Annotated in this window: 10 protein-coding genes and 1 pseudogene; 2 read left to right on the forward strand and 9 right to left on the reverse strand. The window is 66.7% G+C overall.

Annotated features, from left to right (window positions below; all coding sequences use genetic code 11):
• Positions 1-67 precede the first annotated feature (67 nt).
• The 3 genes and pseudogenes from Acor_RS46390 to Acor_RS25755 all read right to left on the reverse strand — a co-directional run.
• Positions 68-661: pseudogene (locus tag Acor_RS46390) on the reverse strand (FAD/NAD(P)-binding protein); the annotation flags it as partial.
• 122 nt (positions 662-783) lie between these two features.
• Positions 784-2,277, reverse strand: a complete 1,494-nt coding sequence (locus Acor_RS25750) for an aldehyde dehydrogenase family protein (protein WP_155339318.1) — start codon at positions 2,275-2,277, stop codon at positions 784-786.
• Positions 2,278-2,542: 265 nt separating this feature from the next.
• A complete protein-coding gene (locus Acor_RS25755) occupies positions 2,543-2,881 on the reverse strand; it encodes a hypothetical protein (protein ID WP_155339319.1) in 339 nt (112 codons plus the stop codon).
• A 21-nt stretch (positions 2,882-2,902) separates the two neighbouring features.
• Here Acor_RS25755 and Acor_RS25760 point away from each other — a divergent pair, with 21 nt between their 5' ends.
• Positions 2,903-3,574 carry a hypothetical protein gene (locus tag Acor_RS25760; protein WP_155339320.1) on the forward strand — a complete coding sequence of 224 codons (672 nt, stop codon included), beginning with the start codon at positions 2,903-2,905 and terminating at the stop codon, positions 3,572-3,574.
• Between the two features lie 19 nt (positions 3,575-3,593).
• Here Acor_RS25760 and tnpC read toward each other — a convergent pair whose 3' ends face one another.
• The 4 genes from tnpC to Acor_RS25780 form a co-directional block, all read right to left on the reverse strand.
• Positions 3,594-5,060: an IS66 family transposase gene (gene tnpC / locus Acor_RS25765; RefSeq protein WP_218034484.1), complete on the reverse strand. Its 1,467-nt coding sequence runs from the start codon at positions 5,058-5,060 to the stop codon at positions 3,594-3,596.
• 127 nt (positions 5,061-5,187) lie between these two features.
• A complete protein-coding gene (locus tag Acor_RS25770; protein WP_155339321.1) occupies positions 5,188-5,607 on the reverse strand; it encodes a hypothetical protein in 420 nt (139 codons plus the stop codon).
• Positions 5,604-6,239, reverse strand: coding sequence for a hypothetical protein (locus tag Acor_RS25775; RefSeq protein ID WP_155339322.1), 636 nt, complete (start codon positions 6,237-6,239; stop codon positions 5,604-5,606). Before Acor_RS25775 ends, Acor_RS25770 begins: the two co-directional genes overlap by 4 nt.
• A 58-nt stretch (positions 6,240-6,297) precedes the next feature.
• A complete protein-coding gene (locus tag Acor_RS25780) occupies positions 6,298-15,663 on the reverse strand; it encodes a LamG-like jellyroll fold domain-containing protein (RefSeq protein WP_155339323.1) in 9,366 nt (3,121 codons plus the stop codon).
• A gap of 703 nt (positions 15,664-16,366) precedes the next feature.
• Here Acor_RS25780 and Acor_RS25785 point away from each other — a divergent pair.
• Complete coding sequence (locus tag Acor_RS25785) at positions 16,367-17,080, forward strand: hypothetical protein (RefSeq protein WP_155339324.1); 714 nt, start codon at positions 16,367-16,369, stop codon at positions 17,078-17,080.
• Here the strand turns inward: Acor_RS25785 and Acor_RS25790 are convergent, their stop codons facing one another.
• Both Acor_RS25790 and Acor_RS25795 read right to left on the reverse strand, forming a co-directional pair.
• Complete coding sequence (locus tag Acor_RS25790) at positions 17,081-17,869, reverse strand: oxidoreductase (RefSeq protein WP_155339325.1); 789 nt, start codon at positions 17,867-17,869, stop codon at positions 17,081-17,083.
• Between the two features lie 10 nt (positions 17,870-17,879).
• Positions 17,880-18,674, reverse strand: a complete 795-nt coding sequence (locus tag Acor_RS25795; protein WP_155339326.1) for an alpha/beta hydrolase — start codon at positions 18,672-18,674, stop codon at positions 17,880-17,882.
• Positions 18,675-18,678: the final 4 nt, after the last annotated feature.

The following is an 18,678-nucleotide window of genomic DNA, read 5'->3' on the forward strand; positions in this document are numbered from 1 at the left end:
GTGCGCAGGGTGGTGTGGGCTGACTGTGCGCCTGTGGCAGCAGACCGTGCCGGGAGACGGCGTACACAGTCCTGGTCGCGGTACGGGTGAGGGTCACGGCCACGTCGACCATGGTCAGGCCCGTACCCATGATCAGAACGTCACCGACGCCGACGCGGTCCAGTGCTCCTTCCGCCCACGGATCCGCGATGTAGCGGTCTTCCGGCGGGGGCATCGGGGTCGCCGAAGCGGGGTTTCCGGTGGCCAGGACGACGGCGTCGGCGTCGAGCACGGTTCCGTCCGACAGGTGGACACGGAGCGGCGAGCGCGTGAGGGCCACCACGTCTCCCGCCAGGCGGGTCGTTCCGGTGTCGTCCAGCATCTCGCGCAGGTAGCGGCCGTACATGCGCCGGGGCAGGAAGTCGGCTCCGTCCGCATCCGCCCACTTCACGAAGTGGTGGGGATCATGTTCCAGCGCGCTCATCTTCTCGGCGCGACTGTTCAGCAGGTGGTGCGGGTCGGTGGTGGAGTACGCCTGCCCGAGCCCATGACGCTCATCCCGGTCGATCAGCACCACCTGCAGCGGAACGCCCCGCGCCCGCGCGCGGTGCACCAAGTGAACAGCGGCCAGTGTGCCGCTGGCACCGCCGCCCACGACCACGATGACCTGGCTACGAGACACCCTTCCAGGCTAAGCGACTTTACCTACAGGTTGTATGGGTAATTCGATGAAGCGTCGGCAAACGCCCTGTCACGGCACAGGGCGCGGCCTCATCCACGAAGCCGCGCCCTCCAACCCGCCGATCAGATGTGCAGCTGCGTGCAGATCGCCTTGACCTCCGTGTACGCCTCCAGCACCTCGTGGCCCATCTCCCGGCCCCAGCCGGACTGCTTGTATCCGCCGAACGGCAGGGCCGCGTCGAACACGTTGTAGCAGTTGATCCAGACCGTGCCGGCCCGGATCCGCTTGGCCAGGGCGTGCGCCTTGGAGACGTCGCGGGTCCAGATGCCGGCGCCCAGGCCGAAGGTGGTCGCGTTGGCCTGGTCGGCGATCTCGTCCAGGGTCGAGAACGGCGAGGCGACCACGACCGGACCGAAGATCTCCTCACGGACCACGGCCATGTCGGGGCTGGTGTCGGTGATGACGGTGGGCTCGACGAAGTAGCCGCGCTCGCCGTGCCGGTTACCGCCCGCGACCGTACGGGCGCCGTCGGTGCGGCCGGAGTCCAGGAAACCGGTCACCCGGCGCAGCTGCTCGTCGGAGACCAGCGGCCCCATCTGGGTGTCGGGGTCCAGCCCTGACCCGAGTTTGATGCCGCGCGCGATCGTGGCGACACCCTCGACGACCTCGTCGAACCTGCTCTCCTGCACGAACAGCCGGGATCCGGCCACGCAGCACTGGCCGTGGTTGAAGAAGATCGCGTTGGCCGCGCCGGGGATGGCCAGCGCGGGGTCGACGTCGTCGAAGACGATGTTGGGGCTCTTGCCGCCCAGCTCCAGGCTGACCTTCTTCAGGTTGCCCGCCGCCGCCTGCACGATCAGCTTGCCGACTTCGGTGGAGCCGGTGAAGGCGACCTTGTCGACGCCGTCGTGGGCGGCCAGCGCGGCGCCGGCCGTCTCGCCGTATCCGGGCAGGACATTGACGACGCCGTCGGGCAGGCCGGCCTCGGCCATGATCTCGGCCAGCCGCAGCGCCGACAGCGGCGTCTGCTCGGCGGGCTTGAGGATCACGGTGTTCCCGGTGGCCAGCGCGGGCCCGAGCTTCCAGGCCGCCATGAGCAGCGGGAAGTTCCACGGGATGATCTGCGCGACCACGCCGATCGGCTCCCGCAGCGTGTAGGCGTGGAATTCCGCTCCCGGCATGTACGGCACCGACAGCGCGATCGTGTTTCCTTCGAGCTTGGTGGCCCAGCCCGCCATGTAGCGGAACAGTTCGGCGGCCAGCGGGATGTCGGCGGCCCGCGCGACCGCCAGCGGCTTGCCGTTGTCGAGCGATTCCAGCTGGGCGAGTTCGTCGGCGTGCTCGTCGATGAGATCGCCGATCCGCCAGATGATCCGGCCCCGCTCGGAGGCGGTCAGCCGCGACCAGGGCCCGTCGAACGCGGCGCGGGCCGCGCGGACCGCACGGTCGACGTCCTCGGCGTCGGCCTCGGCGATGTTCGCCAGGGTCTCACCGGTGGCGGGGTTGGGTGTGGCGAAGGTCTTGCCCGAGGCGGCGTGCACCCAGCGTCCACCGATGAACAGCTGGCGTGGGGTGGCGATGAAGTCCTCGACGCTCTTTTCCAGGGTGACCGTCATCAGCGTCGGTTCCCTTCCGGTAGACAGCTCCAGTAGTAACAATCTGACTACCGCAGGTGTGAGAAAGCAAGGGCGCCCAACCGGCGACCGGCCGCCGGAATGCGGCCCCGCGCCAGGTCAGTCAGCGGATCGCCGGATACGAATTCACCCGCCACGCGAACCCTCGCCGAGTACGTGACGACTCGTCGCGATTTGTGAGATAAGAGAACTCTGCGCCCCTGGCTGACGGCTCTCGGTCACGAGGCGCGGTCCCCGAGTCGGAGGGTCATTGTCTTCTGGTCGATATCGAGCCGTATTCCACACGGCGCTCCACCCAGCGGATGCCGTCGTCACCGCGACCCGCGAACTGCGGATCTGGCTCGTCGCCAAAAGCCGGCACGAAAAGATCGACATTGACGCCTACGACGCCGGACAGCCCCGCCTCGGCGAGGGGATCGTTCTTCTCCGTGACACGAAATCCAGCGGAGACGGAACCCAGACCAGCAAGTGGCAGCTCCGCCAGCAGAAAGACGGCGGCTACTGGCTCAGTTCCCTGGTCGTCCATTCTCCCGGCAGGCACGCCTCCGACGAGGAACGAACCTGGTTCTGGCTCGACGTGGAACACGTCCGGACCGCGAGTGGCGAGGTGGACGACCGGCGGCCGACAAGGGCGGCTCTTCCGGGCATCGCCCGGCAACTGCTGGCGGCGGTGGACGCGCGCGATCATTGGGCTTACCTCAGGCCGGCCCCTGAATTGATTCGCTCCCACGGAATCGAAGATCTCTTATGCGTCCTGACCGACGAACAGCGTCGCCTTCCCGCCGTGGTCGCCTCGGCGCACGGCGAGATTCCATTCGATTCGTGGAAACAGACAATTGCGAAGGCGACCAGATATCTCCCGGGCCTCGCCAGCCTCTACATCCTCGATCCGCTGGCCGCGAGAGAGTTCAACGACGCGGTCGGGCCCTCCTACGAGATCAGAAACGGTTCGGTTCGGACGTACCTTCCTGACCTTGACCTGGCGATAGACGAGGACGCCGGTCGGCACCGGGTCCTGTCGGAGGCGCGGCTCCAGTCGGACCTGCCGCGCTCGGCCCACCTGCTCACCGCACTCCCCCGCCGACTGGCCGCCGACGGTCGTCTCCCCGACCCGCTGAACAAACTGACCCGGACGACGGTCACTTTCGGCGCCTCATCCCAGAAGGCCGTCGAATCCACTCTGCACAGCGAAAACCGCAACCTGCGCAGTAAGCATTCACGTCCAGCGCATTTCGGATTGCGCTGGTCGCGCTGTGTGATCGTCGCGAGGCGTGCGTGAGTACGGCTGGTCCGGACTGTCAGGCGGTAGCCGGGTCGGGTGGGATCCAGAGCTTGCCGAGGAGCGCGTCGCGCAGGACGGTCATGACGTCCAGGCCGTGCTTGATCGCGGTGGACAGGTAGCCGCGGACGGCGTACCGATGCCGGGTGTGCCGCTCGGAGCGGAGCCGTCCGGAGATCTTCTGCTGGGTCTTGGCCGATCGCAGGTCGCGCTCGGCCTGGTTGCTGGTGGGCGGGATCCGCAGGTCGTGGGCGAAGCGCAGGACGTCGCCGGCGCGGTCGCGCAGCACCTCCAGCAGAACGCGGCCGACCGGCTGGGTGACGGTCCTGGCCGGTCCCGGGATGCGCTTGACCTCCGACAAGCCGACGGCGACCCCGCCTCGGAACATCTTGGTGAACATCGCCAGCGTGCCTGATGGGATGGCGTCCTTGCCCTGTCGGCGGGCAAGATTGGCGGCGTGGATCAGGCCGCGTAGCGCCATCTGGAGCTGCCGGGGCCAGTGGGCGCAGGGGTAGGTCTCGGCGCAGTCTTCGAGATCGCGGATCAGGTGCGCCACGCAGAGTTGATGGTCCCGCTCGCCGAGGTCGGCGGCGTCGTAGTTCTGGTAGCGGTCGTGCACCACCACACCGGTCAGGTCGGCCAGCACGAACCTTTTGAAGGTCTCCAGGTCGCGTCCACCGAGCATGTACCAGGTCAGCAGCTCGGTGCAGGCCAGCAGCTCGGTGCAGGCCACCAGCAGATACCTTTTGGCCTTCTTCGGTCCTACCCGGAGCGGCGTTTCGTCGCAGGACACGACGTAGGCGAGGGTGAGCAGCATCCGGATCCGCGCGTTGGCCGCCGCGACCGCGGCGGCAGCCCGGCCGATCAAGCCGTGCACGAACCCGGGCGAAGGCTGCGCGCCGGTCGGCGAGGCCACCAACTCGGCGCACCGATGCACCGGGACCGCGTGAACGACCAGCAGATACACGCACCAGGCCTGCAGATTGACCCCGAGACCGACCGGCGCGGAGCTCACTCCCGCCGGACGCGGCGCGGTGTGCACGGCGCCGCACCGGCAGGCCACCGTGTGCAGGTTGTGCTGGAACCGCCGGGCCACCACCAGCGGGACCTCGATCTGCTGGTGAGCGGCGGTCACTCCCAGATCGGCCGCCGAGGTGAGATCGGCCCCGCACCCGCACGGCCCCTGCGGGTAGTGATCGATGACATCGCGCTCATCGACGTCGTCCGACCAGGCCAGCGCCCTGCCCTCGGCGCCGGGCTGCTTACCCGGCCGCCGCCGCCCGGCGCTGCCGGTCGTGCGGTCCTTCGGCTTCTTCCGGCCGGGAAGGTCGTCAGCCGAGGGCGGCATCCCGGAGTTGCCGCTGTTGCGCGAGACCAGCCGCTCCAGCTTGGCCACCCGTTCCCGCAGCTGAGCGACCTCCGCCTTCAGCGCGGCGTTCTCGGCCATGAGGGCACGCGTCAGAGCGATCAGCTCCTCGCGGGACAACTCCTCCAGGCCGGACGCCCGAAGATCACATCATCAGCAAGCCGATAGATCAAAGTGACGGACAGTTACACATCCGGCCAAATCCTTACGCCGTGCACACGACGTGAATACTTACCACGAAACATGACTATCCAGCGACCGGGAGGCAGTCAAGCGCTTGGACGTCGTAGGCGATCAGCGCGGCAACGGACAACATCGCGAGGAACAAGACCGAAAGAAATATCCTGCGTGGCGTTAAACGTATCCACCCCATGTGCTCAGCCATACGCTCGGCAATCACGGCGATTACGGGCCAGACAATCGCGAACACGCCGAACAGCGCGAACCGTCCTAACAGCCAGGCGAATCCGGAAAAATTTTCACCTGAACTCAGATCGCCGAGGCAGTCGGCCCGGATTCCGCCGACGATTTGTGCATCCAGAATCGGACCGCCCAGCGCACAGAGGAGAAATATGAGCGCAGCCGTTCCGCACCCCTCCATGGACGATCCATGGACGGGGTCGTCATCCTCCGTCAATTCTGATGAATCATCCACTTCTTCCGTCATGAGACGCCCACGCCTTTCGCGTCCACTGCTTCGACCACTTTGAAGAACATGTCCCGGCCGAAGCGGGTGGTTGAATCAATGGGCTCGAATCTGCTCCCCCTCAGGACAAGGTCGACAATATACCTCCCATACCTCCCCCTGAATCCCCAACCCGGACAAGAAGGTTCGGAGGGAGATAAACTCCCTCTCGCCGCACAGAATATCGTATAATCGACAGCGGCGAGATTGATTTCTCCCCGGATATCCACCTCGTGCGCACGATAGCCATCAACCAGATGATAGTTCCGACCATGAGGCGCCGCTTTAAACTCCGCCTGTGCATGGCCGGCGTCCGGGAATTCGAAAATCTGCTCATACAGCAGAGGAGCGTTCTCCGTATCCCCCCAGGCCCGGGACCTGTAGGCGGCCGCCCCGAGATAGGACGGCATGGGCGGTTCGGCCCTGTCGGATGGCGGCGAACCTCGGAAGAGGCCGACCAACTCCGGTCCGAAATCGGCTTCCGTCAAGGCCAGGCCATCGATGGAATCAACAGTCTGTTCAGCTCGCGCGACATCGGCAGGCCGCTGGGCGCACCCAGTGAGTATGCACGTCAGAATAGCGGCGACGGAGAGAAACTTGAAGAACGCCCGCACCCGACGAATGATGATGTAGACCGAACCCACCCCCTTCTGAGCACTAGACAGAGGGGCGCTACACCCCACTGTTGCGAATTTGTTGCGCATGTTCCTTCCACAGATTTGGAATCATGACTTTCTGCAATTGGAACAGGAGCTCAAAAGGCGCCACCCTAGAGCTCGACGAAGCCTCAATGTCGCTTACGCCGCCGAAACCGGAGCTGGACCCGGAACTATTTCCCAACCTCTGGAACAACAGCCATCCGGCGGACACGGAGATCGTATCCCCGACGTCATCGCCCGTGCTACTCAGCCAGGCGTACGCCTTGGGAGCCATATTGGTGGCATCGGAATCAAACCCCAACGCCCCCATGAGGTATCCGTAGTGCACGTTGGAGAACACATCGTAGTAGACCTGCTCTCCCCACCCCCGTAGCTCGCACTCCCGGCTGACGCAAATATAACCGCCGTTCTTCGGTGAAGCTGCGCTACCCATATTGAGCAGCGTCCGAAGATACTGTTTGTGATCCCATCTGCCATTCGTTTTGAACAGTGGCGTCAATTCACCTATGGCCCTCCAGAAGTCATCACTGTTTCCGCTGTCCAGTAGCTTCTTGACTCGTCGGAAATCTGCGCCCTGAATGTTGTAGGAGATGTCGTAGAGAATGAAGAGCGTAGCCTTCAGGAAGTCATGGGAAAGATCGCGGCCCCAGTCCGGTCTTTGCGCCGCGAGCACATCCAGCCAGGCGCTACAGCCGCGGGATCCCGGCGCCTTCCCGCAGATCTGCGCATATGTCCGCTGGCAGTTCCCTGGGAGAAGCAGATCGCCCGGCTTGAAGGCCCCGTCTCCGGCGCACTCCTTCGCCGAATTCTCAAGTCTCTTGCATTCTGCCTTGCCGAACGCCGAAACGCATGCCTTGTGGGCCGCCTTCCTTTCCGCTTTGGTAGCGCACTCCTCTTTGGCCTTGCCCGTCAACCCCGAGCAGGCCTTCGGCGGAGGCGGCACGTTCATGCGCGAACCGGGCAGTGCCGGCGCCCCAGGCTCCCCCGGCTCAAAGTAATTCACACATGCGTTGAAGTCGCCATGGCACGTGCCGCTGTCATCGACGTAATACTCTCCCGGCCCGAAGGTTTTCACCGGCACCGGAGGATTGAAGTAGGCGTCGCACTGACCGACAGTTCCATGGCAGACGCCGTCCGCGCCGATGCTCGGTGTGGCCGCATGGCCGGTGGGGTCGATCATGCTCAAGGGTGACGCCAGCCCATATGCGTAGCGATTGGCCCTCCCGGAGGGCGCCGGAACGAGGGTCCAGCTGTCGCGGGAGGCGAACGTCCCGGTGCCGGGCTGGTACCAGCGGGCGGCCATGTTCACCTTGCCGGTCTCCGGGTCGGTGTAGCCGCCCTGGTAGCCGAGCTGATCCACGGTGCCGGATTGGGTGATGACCTCACCGAACGGGTTGTAGGCGATGGATCCGGAGAGCGTGGTGGCAGCCGGGGCGAAGCCGGCGACCACGTCGCCGTGGCGGTCGGCCATCTGGAAGCGGGCAGCCCCAGCGCCGGCCTTGCTGGAAAGGAGCGTGCCGCCGGGAGCGCGGCTGTAGATCTCCTGGGCCACCCCGGCGCCGTCGGTGACGGCGGAGAGGTTGTTGGTGGTGTCGGCGTAGACGTACTTGGTGGTGACGGCGGACTTGGTGCGGGTGGTCATGCGGTCCAGCGCGTCGTAGGCGTAGGTGAGGCCACCGTCGGTGATCATGCGGTTGAAGGCGTCGAAGGTGAGGGCAATGGTGCCGCCGGAGGTCGTGGCGGTCGCCAGGGTGCCGCGAGCCGTGTACGTGTAGTCGGTCCCCGCGCCGGAGGTCAGGCGGCTGCGCTGGTCGTAGGTGTAGGTGTTGGCGCCGACCTGGGTGCGGTTGCCGGATGCGTCCCAGGCGTAGTTGGTGGTGGAGGCCGGGTCGGTCCAGGAGGTCAGCCGACCGGCATGGTCGTAGGTGTAGGTGTTGGCGCCCGCGCCCGCAGTACCAGTGGTGGCCTTGGAGGTCAGGCGGTCCTCGTGGTCGTAGCCGTAGGCGATGGAGGCCAGATTCGCGCCCGCACCGGTCTTGAGCGTGTCGGTGACTATGCGGTTGAGGTCGTCGTAGGTGTAGGTGCGTTGCGGGCCGCCGCTGCCGTAGGTGGCCGTGGTCAGGCGGTCGGCGTCGTCATAGTCGTAGCCGAGGGTCACGCCGGTCAGCGGGTCGGCGACCGTGGTGAGGCGGTCGTCGCCGTCCCAGGTGAAGGTGGTGGCTCCGGCGGCGTCGCCGCGCTGGGCGAGGCGGCCGTTGGCGTCGTAGGCGAAGGTGGCCTGGTCCACCCCTGCCTTGGCGGTCTTCAGCAGGTTGCCTCGGTCGTTCAAGGTGAAGGTGAGATCCCCGGCCGAGGTGGCGCGTCCGGCCAGGTCGTAGCCGAAGGTCTTAGTCGTGGTGGTGGCCGAGCCGCCGCCAGTGCCGCTCTGCTCGGTCAGCCTGCCGAGGTTGTCGAAGACGCGGCTGATGGTGACGCCACCGGGTTCGGCATCGGCGATGGGATTGCCAGCGGCATCGTAGCCGGTGGTCCAGGTCCGGTCTGCCAAGGCCGGATGCTGGGCGGTGGACGGTTCGATCACCGATTCGACCAGACCGAGACTGTTGTAGGTGGTGATGGTGGCGTTGCCACGGCCGTCGGTGTGACGGGTCCGCGCGCCGACGGCATCATAGCCGAAGGATGTGGTGATCGAGGCAGATGCCGATACGGGCTCGACCACTTGGGTGATCCGGCCGAGGGGGTCGACGGTGGAGGTCGTGGTGTGTCCCTCGCCGTCGACTGCCGTGGTCGGGTTGCCGTCCAGGTCGTAGCCGACGGATCGGGTACGCAGGGTGGTTCCGCTGTCGTCCTTTTCGGTGACCGTGGTCGCCCGGCCAGCCGGATCGTAACCGGTGACGGTGACGTTACCCAGCGGATCGGTGACCGTGGTCGCCCGCCCGGCCAGGTCGTAACCGAACGTGGTGGTGGCCTCTAGCGCGTCGGTCATCTGGGTGATCTCGCCGAAGGAGTTGACCACGGCTTCGATGATGTCACCGGCGGGACGTTGTTCGGAGAGCTGGTTCCCGGCGTCGTCGTAGGTGGCGTGGGTGGTGAGCGTGCTCAGCGTCGGCTTGCGTTCGATCACGGTGGAGGTGATCTTCCGGCCGAGGTCGTCGTAGGTCGCCTCCTTGCGCACGCCTGTCGGGTCAGTCGCCGACAGCGGCTGGCCGACCAGGGTGTAGGTGAGATTCCATTGTCCGGGCGTGGCCCCGGTGGCGGCGGGCGAGTCGATGATCCGCACGGTACGGCTGAGCGCGTCGTAGACCATCGTCTTGGTGTTGCCACGCGGATCGGAGACCGTGATGGGCCGCCCGGCGTCGTCGTAGGCGATGGTGGTGGTCGGGGTGACGGCGCTGCCGCCCGGCCGGGTGTAGGAAGGCGTGGACGTGGAGGTCACGTGACCCGTCTTGTCGTAGGACTCGACGATTGTGCGGCCTTCGGCGTCGGTAGTGTGGGTCTTCTCGCCTGCGGTGTTGTAGCCGTGCAAGGTGGTGGGACGCTGGGTGGTGGCGCTGCCGCCCGCGCGTTCGACGCTGACCGGGGGCTGCTTGACCTCGACCGGACGTCCGGCCGGGTCGTACCGGAACAGGGTGGTGTAGTCCAGGCGAGTGGCTCCGGAGGCGTTACCGCGCGGAGAGGTAACTTCGGTGGGCTGGTCGCGGTCGCCGTAGGTCCAGGTGCTGACCAGGTCGGTGGCGCCGTTCTCGACGGTCTTCTTGGTCACCCGGTTGAGCAGATCGTACTCGTAGGTGGCGAGCTCGGCGGCCGGGCCGCCCGCGCTGGCGGCGGTGGCTGTCAGAACGTTGTCGCCGGCGTCGTGGGTGTAGGTGGTCTTGCGGGCCAGATTCGCCGGATCGATCGTGCGGGACAGCAGGCGCCCGGCGGCGTCGTAGACATAGTCGGCCCTCGCCTTGCCACCACCGGTGACCAGGCGTTCGATGTTGCCCGCCGGGTCGTAGAGGTAGTCCTCCAAGACGACGTCGCGTGGCGTGTTCGAGCCGTTGAGGCGGGCGTCGTCAGCGATCTTCTGGGCGAGGGTGTCGTCGTTGCCGTAGGTATAGCGGGTGGCGCGGCCCATCGCATCGGTGGTGGAAGCCAGGCGGCCGGCCGGGTCGTAGGCGTGGGAGGTCAGGACGACGTCGTCGGCGGACTGGGGGTCGATGGGACTGCCCGTCCAGTCCTGCAAGGTTTCAGTCGCCAGCTCGCCGCGGTCGGTGTAGGCGTAGTCGATTCGCGTGCCGACCTCGTTAGTGGCGCTGGCGGTGTCACCGCGCAGATTCCAGGTGAACTCCCGTTCCCCGCCCTCGGGGTCGGTGATCGTCTCGAAGTGGCCGTGGGTGTTGTACGTGTAGGTGGTCTGGCGTTGCGGGTCGCCGCCGGTCAGGTCAGTGACGGTCTCGGTCGATGTGCGGCCGTCGGCGTCATAGGTGTAAGCGGTGCGGCGGGTGTGGGTGAGGTCGGTGACCTCGTTCTCCACGGCCGGACCTGTCCTAGAGGCCAGCAGACCGCGTGAGTTGTAGGTGAGCGTGGTGGTCAAGCCGCCCGGGTACGCCGGGGTGGTCTGGGTGCGGGAGATTTCCCGGCCGATGCCGTCGTGCACGTAGGTGGTGATCAGGCCGGTCGGACCAGTCTCCTCCGCCAGATCACCGGAGGCGGTGTACTCATAGCTCCACGCGTTCTCGCGCGGATCGGTCTTGGTCTCCACCAGACCGGCCGGAACCGTCCCACCACCAACCGCCGCCTCGGTCCCGTCTGTGTACGTCCAGGTGAAGCCCACTAGGTCGGGATCCTCGCCGGGCGGGGTCGGCGACGGTGAGGGGGATGGACTCGGTGATGGTGGCGGCCCGCCCGCCGTGACGGCGGTGTTCATGTCAGTCTGGATTTCGGTGGCGGTCAGGGCGCGGTTGTAGATGCGGACTTCGTCCAGGGTGCCGATGAAGAACTCGCCCCAGATGCCGCTGCCGCCGATGCGCAGCGGGCCGTTGCTGGCGCCGATCGTGGAGCTGACGGCCGGTTCGGAGTGGACCAGGGCGCCACCGACGTAGAAGTCGAGGCTGTCGCCGTCGAAGGCGGCGGCCAGGTGGCGCCATTGGCCGGTGGGCAGGTTGCTGGTGGCGGCCGAGCCGGTGGTGGCGCCGCCGTTGACGATCCAGGCGCTGGGCGGGTCGCTGAAGGTGCTGGAGAACATGCCATACACGAGGTCGCTGCCGTTCTCCTTCTGCAGGACGGTCCGGTAGCCGACGTTGTTGGTCGAATTGACCCAGGCTTCGATGGTCATGCCGGTGGTCAGGTCCAGGGAGGCCGAGTCCGGGACGGTGATCCAACTGTCGGTGCCGTCCCCGTCGCCGTCGAAGGACAGGCCCTGCCCGTACTTGCCGATGACCCAGGCGGCGTCGCTGGCGGTGCCGTTGTTGCCGTTGCCGGACAAGTCCTGGACTGCGGTGCCGGAGCCTTCGTTCATGCCGTAGGCGGCCACCAGCCCAGCCGGAGCCGATGGGCTCGGCGATGGGGAGGGCGATGGGGAGGGCGAAGGTGAAGGGGCAGGAGCTGGGCTGATGCCGGGGGCCGGCCATTTCTCGCTGATCGCTTCGCCGTGCTCGTTATAGGTCCAGCGGCGGATGTAGGTGTTGTCGGTGGCGCTGGAGGAGCGGGCGTCGCGGTGCGCCGACAGATTGTCGTTGCGGGGGTCGAATGGGTCCTCGTGTTCCTCGTACTCCAGCCATTCCCAGAAGCAGACAGTGGGGGTGCGGCACCGGTTGCGGCCCACCATGTTGCCGCGGGCGCTGTAGGCGTACCGGGTGATGTTGCCATTGGGGTCGGTCACCTTGGTGGGGAAACCGCCCGTGTCGTACTCGAAGGTGGTGACCTTGTTCAGCTGGTCAGTCTTGGAGATCAGCCGGAACCCCCGCCAGGCGTCATTGACGTAGGTGAGGGTTTCGTCGTAAGGGTCGGTCACGGTGACGGTCGTGGTGGTCTCGGTGTCGGAGACCTCGGTGTGGGTGGGGGCCGACAGCTCCCACACGCCGCCGTTTTGGTCGGTGTGGGTGAGCAGGCGGCCACCTTCGGCCGAGTACGTATTGTGCGCCCACACCCGACCCGACGGCAGCGTGATCTCGGTGATCTGACGGCGCTTGGTCTGGGTGCCGTGGTGGGTACGTACCTGTTCGATGCTCAACGGCTTCCTGTAGACCGAGACCTCGTCGATGTCACCCGCGAACGGGAACGCCTTGCTCGGACTGACCGTGGAAGGCCAACTCGGCGAACCGAACCCGTAACCGATGCGAGTATCCCACTGGCCGAGATGCGTGATCTGGCCCGCCAGAGTGCCGACCTGCTGCCCGTCCAGATACATGGTCTGCGTGTTGGTCGCCCCAGAGAGCACCACATGGTGCCAGATGCCGTCATTGACCGTTCCCGTGGTGGTGATCGGGGCGACCGCGCCGGTCCAGAACTGACCGCGAAGTTTCCCGTCCGCACCCACGTACACGGCCGGGGTGTAGACGGTGGGCGTGTTGGTGGCCGAGTTCTGGTAACCGATGATCGTGCCAGACCCGGTGGTCTTGAACCACGCCTCCACCGCCAGCTGATCGCCCTTGCCGTTCACTACTCCGGACGGCAGCGACACATACGCCGAGTTGAGCGTTCCGCTGAACCGCATCGCCGCGTCGGTGGACTCCTCGAATCCAGCCGTCACGCCGGCAGTCGCGTCCGCCGTCCCGCCCTTGATCTTGCCACCGGGCACGCGGGTGATCGCGCCGGTCTGATTACCGACGGTGGCATTCAGCCCGGCCGAGCCCTCGTTCAGCCGCCAGTACCCCGCCGGGTTGCTGTCCAAAACGGCGCTGCGGTAGCGGGAGTCGTTGCTGTAGTCGTACTCAGTGCACGCCCCCGCCGAGGCGGGGGCGCACGCCTTGGTCAGCAGATCCCCGGTGTACTGGTAGGTCCACGTCAGCGGCGACCCGCTGATGGCGTCGGTGGACACACTGGTCACATGCGCGCCCGTCCAGGAGAAGGTGAGCGTACGCCCGCCGGTGGCGGTCGCGGTCGCCAGCTTGCCGCTGCCGTTGTACGTCAGCGTCTGGCTCCGTCCCCGCCGGTCGGTCACCTGGGTCAGCCGACCGCCTGCGTCGAACCAGTAGGAGGTGGACTCCTTGTCCATCAGCCGCCAGCCGCCGCCCGGCTGGCTGGCCAGCGTGGCATAGGTGCCATCAGGTGCCGCGAAGCCGCCGTCGGCGCGGCGGGCGAACCGCCACTGTCTGCCGTCCGGGTAGGTAATCAGAACGGTTTTAGTGGCCGGCTCGTTGACCAGGTGGGTGTCCCAGCGGGTCGTCCAGCCAGCCCCGAACGCGCCGTCGGTCCGCGGATCCAAACTGTTGTACGTCCTGACCACCGACAGCGGCGGCCCGACCGTCGCCACCGATATGTCGGTGGCTGAGGTGGCGTAGTTGCCCGTCACATGGTCGAACTCGCGGCCGTCAGTACCGTCGGCGAGCAGCGCGTTGATCGACGCCTGCTCGGGGGCGGGCATGAACGCTCGCCACGGCGAGGTCGAGGTCGCCGCGCTGGTCGCGGCCTGGGCATACCAGTAGTAGGTCTTGCCCCACTCCAGCTTGCCGGCCGGGACCGTCCAAGCGCCCTTCACCCAGGCGGAGGACTCACACCACGCCCAGGCGCCGGGTGTTCCGGAACACACCTGGTACCAGTAGTTGGTGGCCGCCTCCCCGGGCGTTTCCGCATACGTCGACAACGACGGGGTGAGCGTGCCGACCTGAGTGTTGTCGATCGGTTCGTACACCTTGAAGACCACCGATGTCAGCGGGGAGGAGGACACCCGGGCGTCCTGCCACGCCGACCACGCCGAGAAGGCCGATCCGGCGGTGGCACGGACGCGGTACTGGATGGACTGCCCATCCGACAGTTCACCGGAGGGGACGGTGACGGTCGCGGTCGAGCCGGAAGACACCGCATTCGACAGGCCGGACCACACTTCGACCCCGCCGACCTGGACCTGGAACTCGCCCCGGAGCGACCCGGACCCGGTCACGACAGTGGACAGTTGCGGGGTGAGAGTGGTGATCTTGACCCCGTCCTCGCCGGTCATATTCGGCGAGATCGTCGGCGTTGCCGCCTGCGGAGCCGACGTGTAGGTGATCGACAACATCGGGTCATGCGTGGTCTCGGAGGAAGCCAGCAGGCAGAAAGAACTTCCATTGAGGGCGAAACCGTAATTGGGCTGTCCGGAGGCCCACGCCTGGGCGATCGCCGTCACGTTCATCAGGGCCTGGTCGAATCCTGACGTCGTCCCCGTTGCCGAGCCTGTCGAGCTTGTCGACGGCCTGGTGTTCCACGTCGTGCCGGCACCCCACGACGAGGTGACCCGGCTGGCCGTCACCGATACGCAATTCCCGTCATTGTCCATCTCCACCTCCAGCGACGCCGACGAGACGGAGGCGCCCACCAGGGAGGGGACATTGAAGCTCAGGAAAGCCCGATAGCTGTCACCGCCGAAACTGCCCACCGGCAGCCAGGGCTCGCTGGCGAAGGATGAGTTCGGCGCCGAACTGTCGACGTACAGGTCGGTACTGGGAATGAGCGTGATGGTGGGATCGACGGTCACCGGATACGCGGTGTCCGGATCCGCCAGGAAATCAGCGTCCGGCACCAGCACCAGCGTCTGCCGGCCGCCCTCGGTCTCCACATGCGTGTCGATCTCCGCCACCCTGGAAACGACCGCAGCAACCGAAGCCGCAGCCGAGGGATCGGGAGTGGCCGAAGGAGAGGGAGTGGCCGCGGCGGCTATCGCAGCCGATACCGACGAGTCGTACATCACCGGCTCAGGAGCGGAGGCGACCACCCCACCCGATCCCGAGGTCACCTGCAGGCCCCCGGAGGAAGTCTTTGACAATGACAGACCTTCCCCCTCCGCTCCCATCCTGATCTCCACCGGTCCCTCCGGGCGTTCCCGCAACACCACGTCCTGCGAAAACCCGGTCGGCAACATGGTCAACACCAGGTCCGCACCCGGACCCGCCGCGTCCACGTATCGGGCTGTGTTGCCCTCCACCAGCGGCTCCGGCAGCGCCGTCGGCCAGGTCAGCGCGAACCATTCGTCGGCGTCCTTGGTCAGCCGCACGGCGGGCCCCGCGCCGCCGGACGAAAACGACACATCCGCCTTGGCTGCCTCCGGCCGTAATATCCCGCCCACCTCGGCCAAGGTGAGGTCCACCGGCACCCACGCGCCGTCCCGGTTGATCCGGGCGACCTGACCGCTCATCGCGGTGGTAAGGGTTCCGTCCGGGTTGGCGTAGGTCAGCGATGTCTCCGTGGTCGCATTGCCAATCAACTGCCGGGTACCACTCTGCTGTGCTTGGGCCAATGCCGCCTCCCATACCGGGTCGGCAGCGGGAATATCCGCACCGGAGGTATCGGCCGCACCTGGCTCATTGGGTAGCGGCGGGGAAGACTTCAGACCCCCGCTCGCCGGGACATTCGCCCGCCGATGCCGAGTCTCCGGCGGCAACGCCCCTTCAGGCCGCCCGCCCTCCTGCCGCAAACGCGCCCCCGCCGGCAACTCCAGCGACCGGGTCGCACTGGCATCGACCAAATGCGGCAACCCGGCGGCGTCGCCCGACAACTGAACCGGAACCTCAAGCTCTTCCAGCTGCGCAGGCGAAACCGCCTGCGGCGGAAGCCCCAGAGCCGCCGGATGGGACGAGGACACCGCAAGCGACGGACCCGCCAGCAATCCAATCAACCCGGGGAACATCGCGACCGTCAAGGCCACTACGCTCTTGACCCCGAGCTTGGATGACACCTTGACGCCAGGCAGGCGGAAACCACGTTGAACCATGCGACTGTCACACTCCGAACGTCCGGCGCGGAGGGCGGGCCTCCGCGCCGCTCTGTCCCCGAGGTCTGATCGGACCACCCGTAGTTCAGAGCGTGATCTTCACATCTGTTCAGACCGTAAACGAGAAAACCGGTAATGACAACGCCCGCTTTTCCGCTTATATCCGTCACATAGCCTGCGCAGTGAAGTCGAGGAGTTGCACGAGCTACTCGAACTCGCGGACTTTGAGGATCGTAAGCTGCGGGACGACACCGCCAATCTGCAGAACGAACTCCTCGATGCCGCCGCGGACCTGGAAACCGCCAATCAGAAGATCGCCGAACTCACCGACTGGGTCCGGGTGCTCCGCCGTCGGCTGGAACTGGCCGGGCGCGCCGCCGAGGCATATCAGCCGACGGATGTGCCGACGATCCTGCCGACCCAACTCCCTGACGTCCTCACCCATCTCGACGATGGGATGCTGACCCGGGTGCGTTTCACGGGCGAGATCGACTTCGCCTGGAAACTAGAGGAAAAGGCTCAGTCGTCCGCCTGGGCGCAGACGACCTGGCAGGTCGCCTTGGCCTTCCAGGATTATGCCGAGGCCGTGGCCACCGACGGGTTTCACGGCGATTTCTATCGCTGGTGTTCAACGCCCCCCTCGGGCGCCGCCGCCGTCTCCGCCGGGAAAGTGAAGCTGGACGAGTCCGACAGCGTCAAGACGAATGCCAAGATGAGGCGTCTCCGCGAACTTCCCGTTCCGGCAGACGTGGCGCCTGCCGGGACGGTTTTCATGGGGGCGCATATCCGGATCGGCGGCGGTGCCGGAATGAGCGCCCCCAGGCTGCACTTCTACGATGACGCCCGAGGAACCGGAAAGATCTACATCGGCTATTTGGGGCCGCACCTGCCCGTCAAGTCGACCAATTGATCACAATGTGCTGATCAGTCCTCCGTCGATGACGAAATCCGCGCCGGTCACGTTTCCCGCCCTGTCACTGGCCAGCAGGAGAACAAGATCGGCGACCTCCTCCGGCCGGGTGAACCGGCCGGTCACCGACTGGCCGGCTGCCCCTTCGGCCACGGCTTCGGGGTCGACGCCGCTGGCGCGGGCCACCGCCGCGGCCACGCCGTCCTCGCCGAGCCAGAGCGCCGTGGCGACCGGCCCGGGGCTGACGGTGTTGACCCGCACCCCGCGCGCGCCGACCTCCTTGGACAGCGACTTGCTGAAGTTGGCCAGCGCCGCCTTGGCGGCGCTGTAGTCGATGACCAGCGGGTCGGGCAGAGTGGCGTTGACCGAGTTGACGGTCACGATCGCACCCGCACCCCGATCGAGCAGGTGCGGCAGCGCCGCCCGCGTGACCCGGACCGCGGCCAGGAAATTGATCGTCAGCGTGGTGTCCCAGTCCTCGTCCGTGACGGACAGAAAACCGCCGGTGCGCGGGCGGACCGCGCCGACGTTGTTGACCAGGATGTCGAGACCGCCGAACGCGGCGACAGCGGCCTCGACCAGCTCCCCCGGACCGTCCGGGCCCGCGAGATCAACCTCGAAGGCGCGAACCCGGCCCTCCCCCACGAGTTCGGCCAGCTCGGCGCTGATGTGGCGGGCACCGGCGGCCACGCTGACGCCTTCGGCGGCCAGCGCCCGCGTGACCGCCAGTCCGATGCCCTTACTGGCGCCGGTGACGACCGCGCTCTTGCCCGACAGGTGCAGTTCCATGGCGAACCCTTCAGAGTGACTGATTCTTCAACCAGGCCAGGGCCGCCTCGGCGATCTCCTGCCACCCACTGTCGATGGTCAGCGAGTGCGCCCGGTCGGGGAACTCCATGATGTCGGTGACGGCCGTGGAGTGCCGGTATTGCTTCAGCGTGGCTCGGGTGACCGATTCGGGGACGGTGTGGTCCTGGCCGCCGGTCATGAGCAGCAGCGGCCCACGGCCCTGGTTGCTGGTGTTGACCTTGGCGGGCGAGTGCGGGTTGAAGTTGGCCGAGGCCGCCTCGAAGAGCGGCTTGCCCGGCGCCGGGATGCTCCAGCGCTCGTGGAGGGCGTTGGATTCCTCCTCGGAGATGGCGTTGCCGAAGGCGTACCTGAACTGCTCCGGGGTGAGCGACACGGCCCGGTGCGCGTTGGCCGGGTTCTTGAACACGGGCAGAGCCGCGCGCAGCGCCGACAGCGGCACCGGCAGGACTCCCTTGATCTGGGCGGCGTCGATGGCGACCGCCGCGACGGCCAGGTCCATCCCCAGCAGCTTCTGCGCGATCATGCCGCCGAAGGAGTGCCCGATCAGGATCGGCCGTCCCGGCAGCTCGGCGATGATGGCGGCGTAGTGCTCGACCACGTCGTCGATCCCCCGGTCGGCGATGCTCTCCGGGTGCTCGCGGGATTCCTTGACGGTGCCGGGGTCGCCGGGCCAGCCGGGCGCGAGGGCCTCGTAGCCCCGCTCCCGGAACAGCGAGAGCCAGGGCTCCCACGAACTCGCGTGCAGCCACAATCCGTGGATGAAGACGACCGGGGACGTAGTCATGGCG

The organism is Acrocarpospora corrugata (assembly GCF_009687845.1).
Taxonomy (GTDB): domain Bacteria; phylum Actinomycetota; class Actinomycetes; order Streptosporangiales; family Streptosporangiaceae; genus Acrocarpospora; species Acrocarpospora corrugata.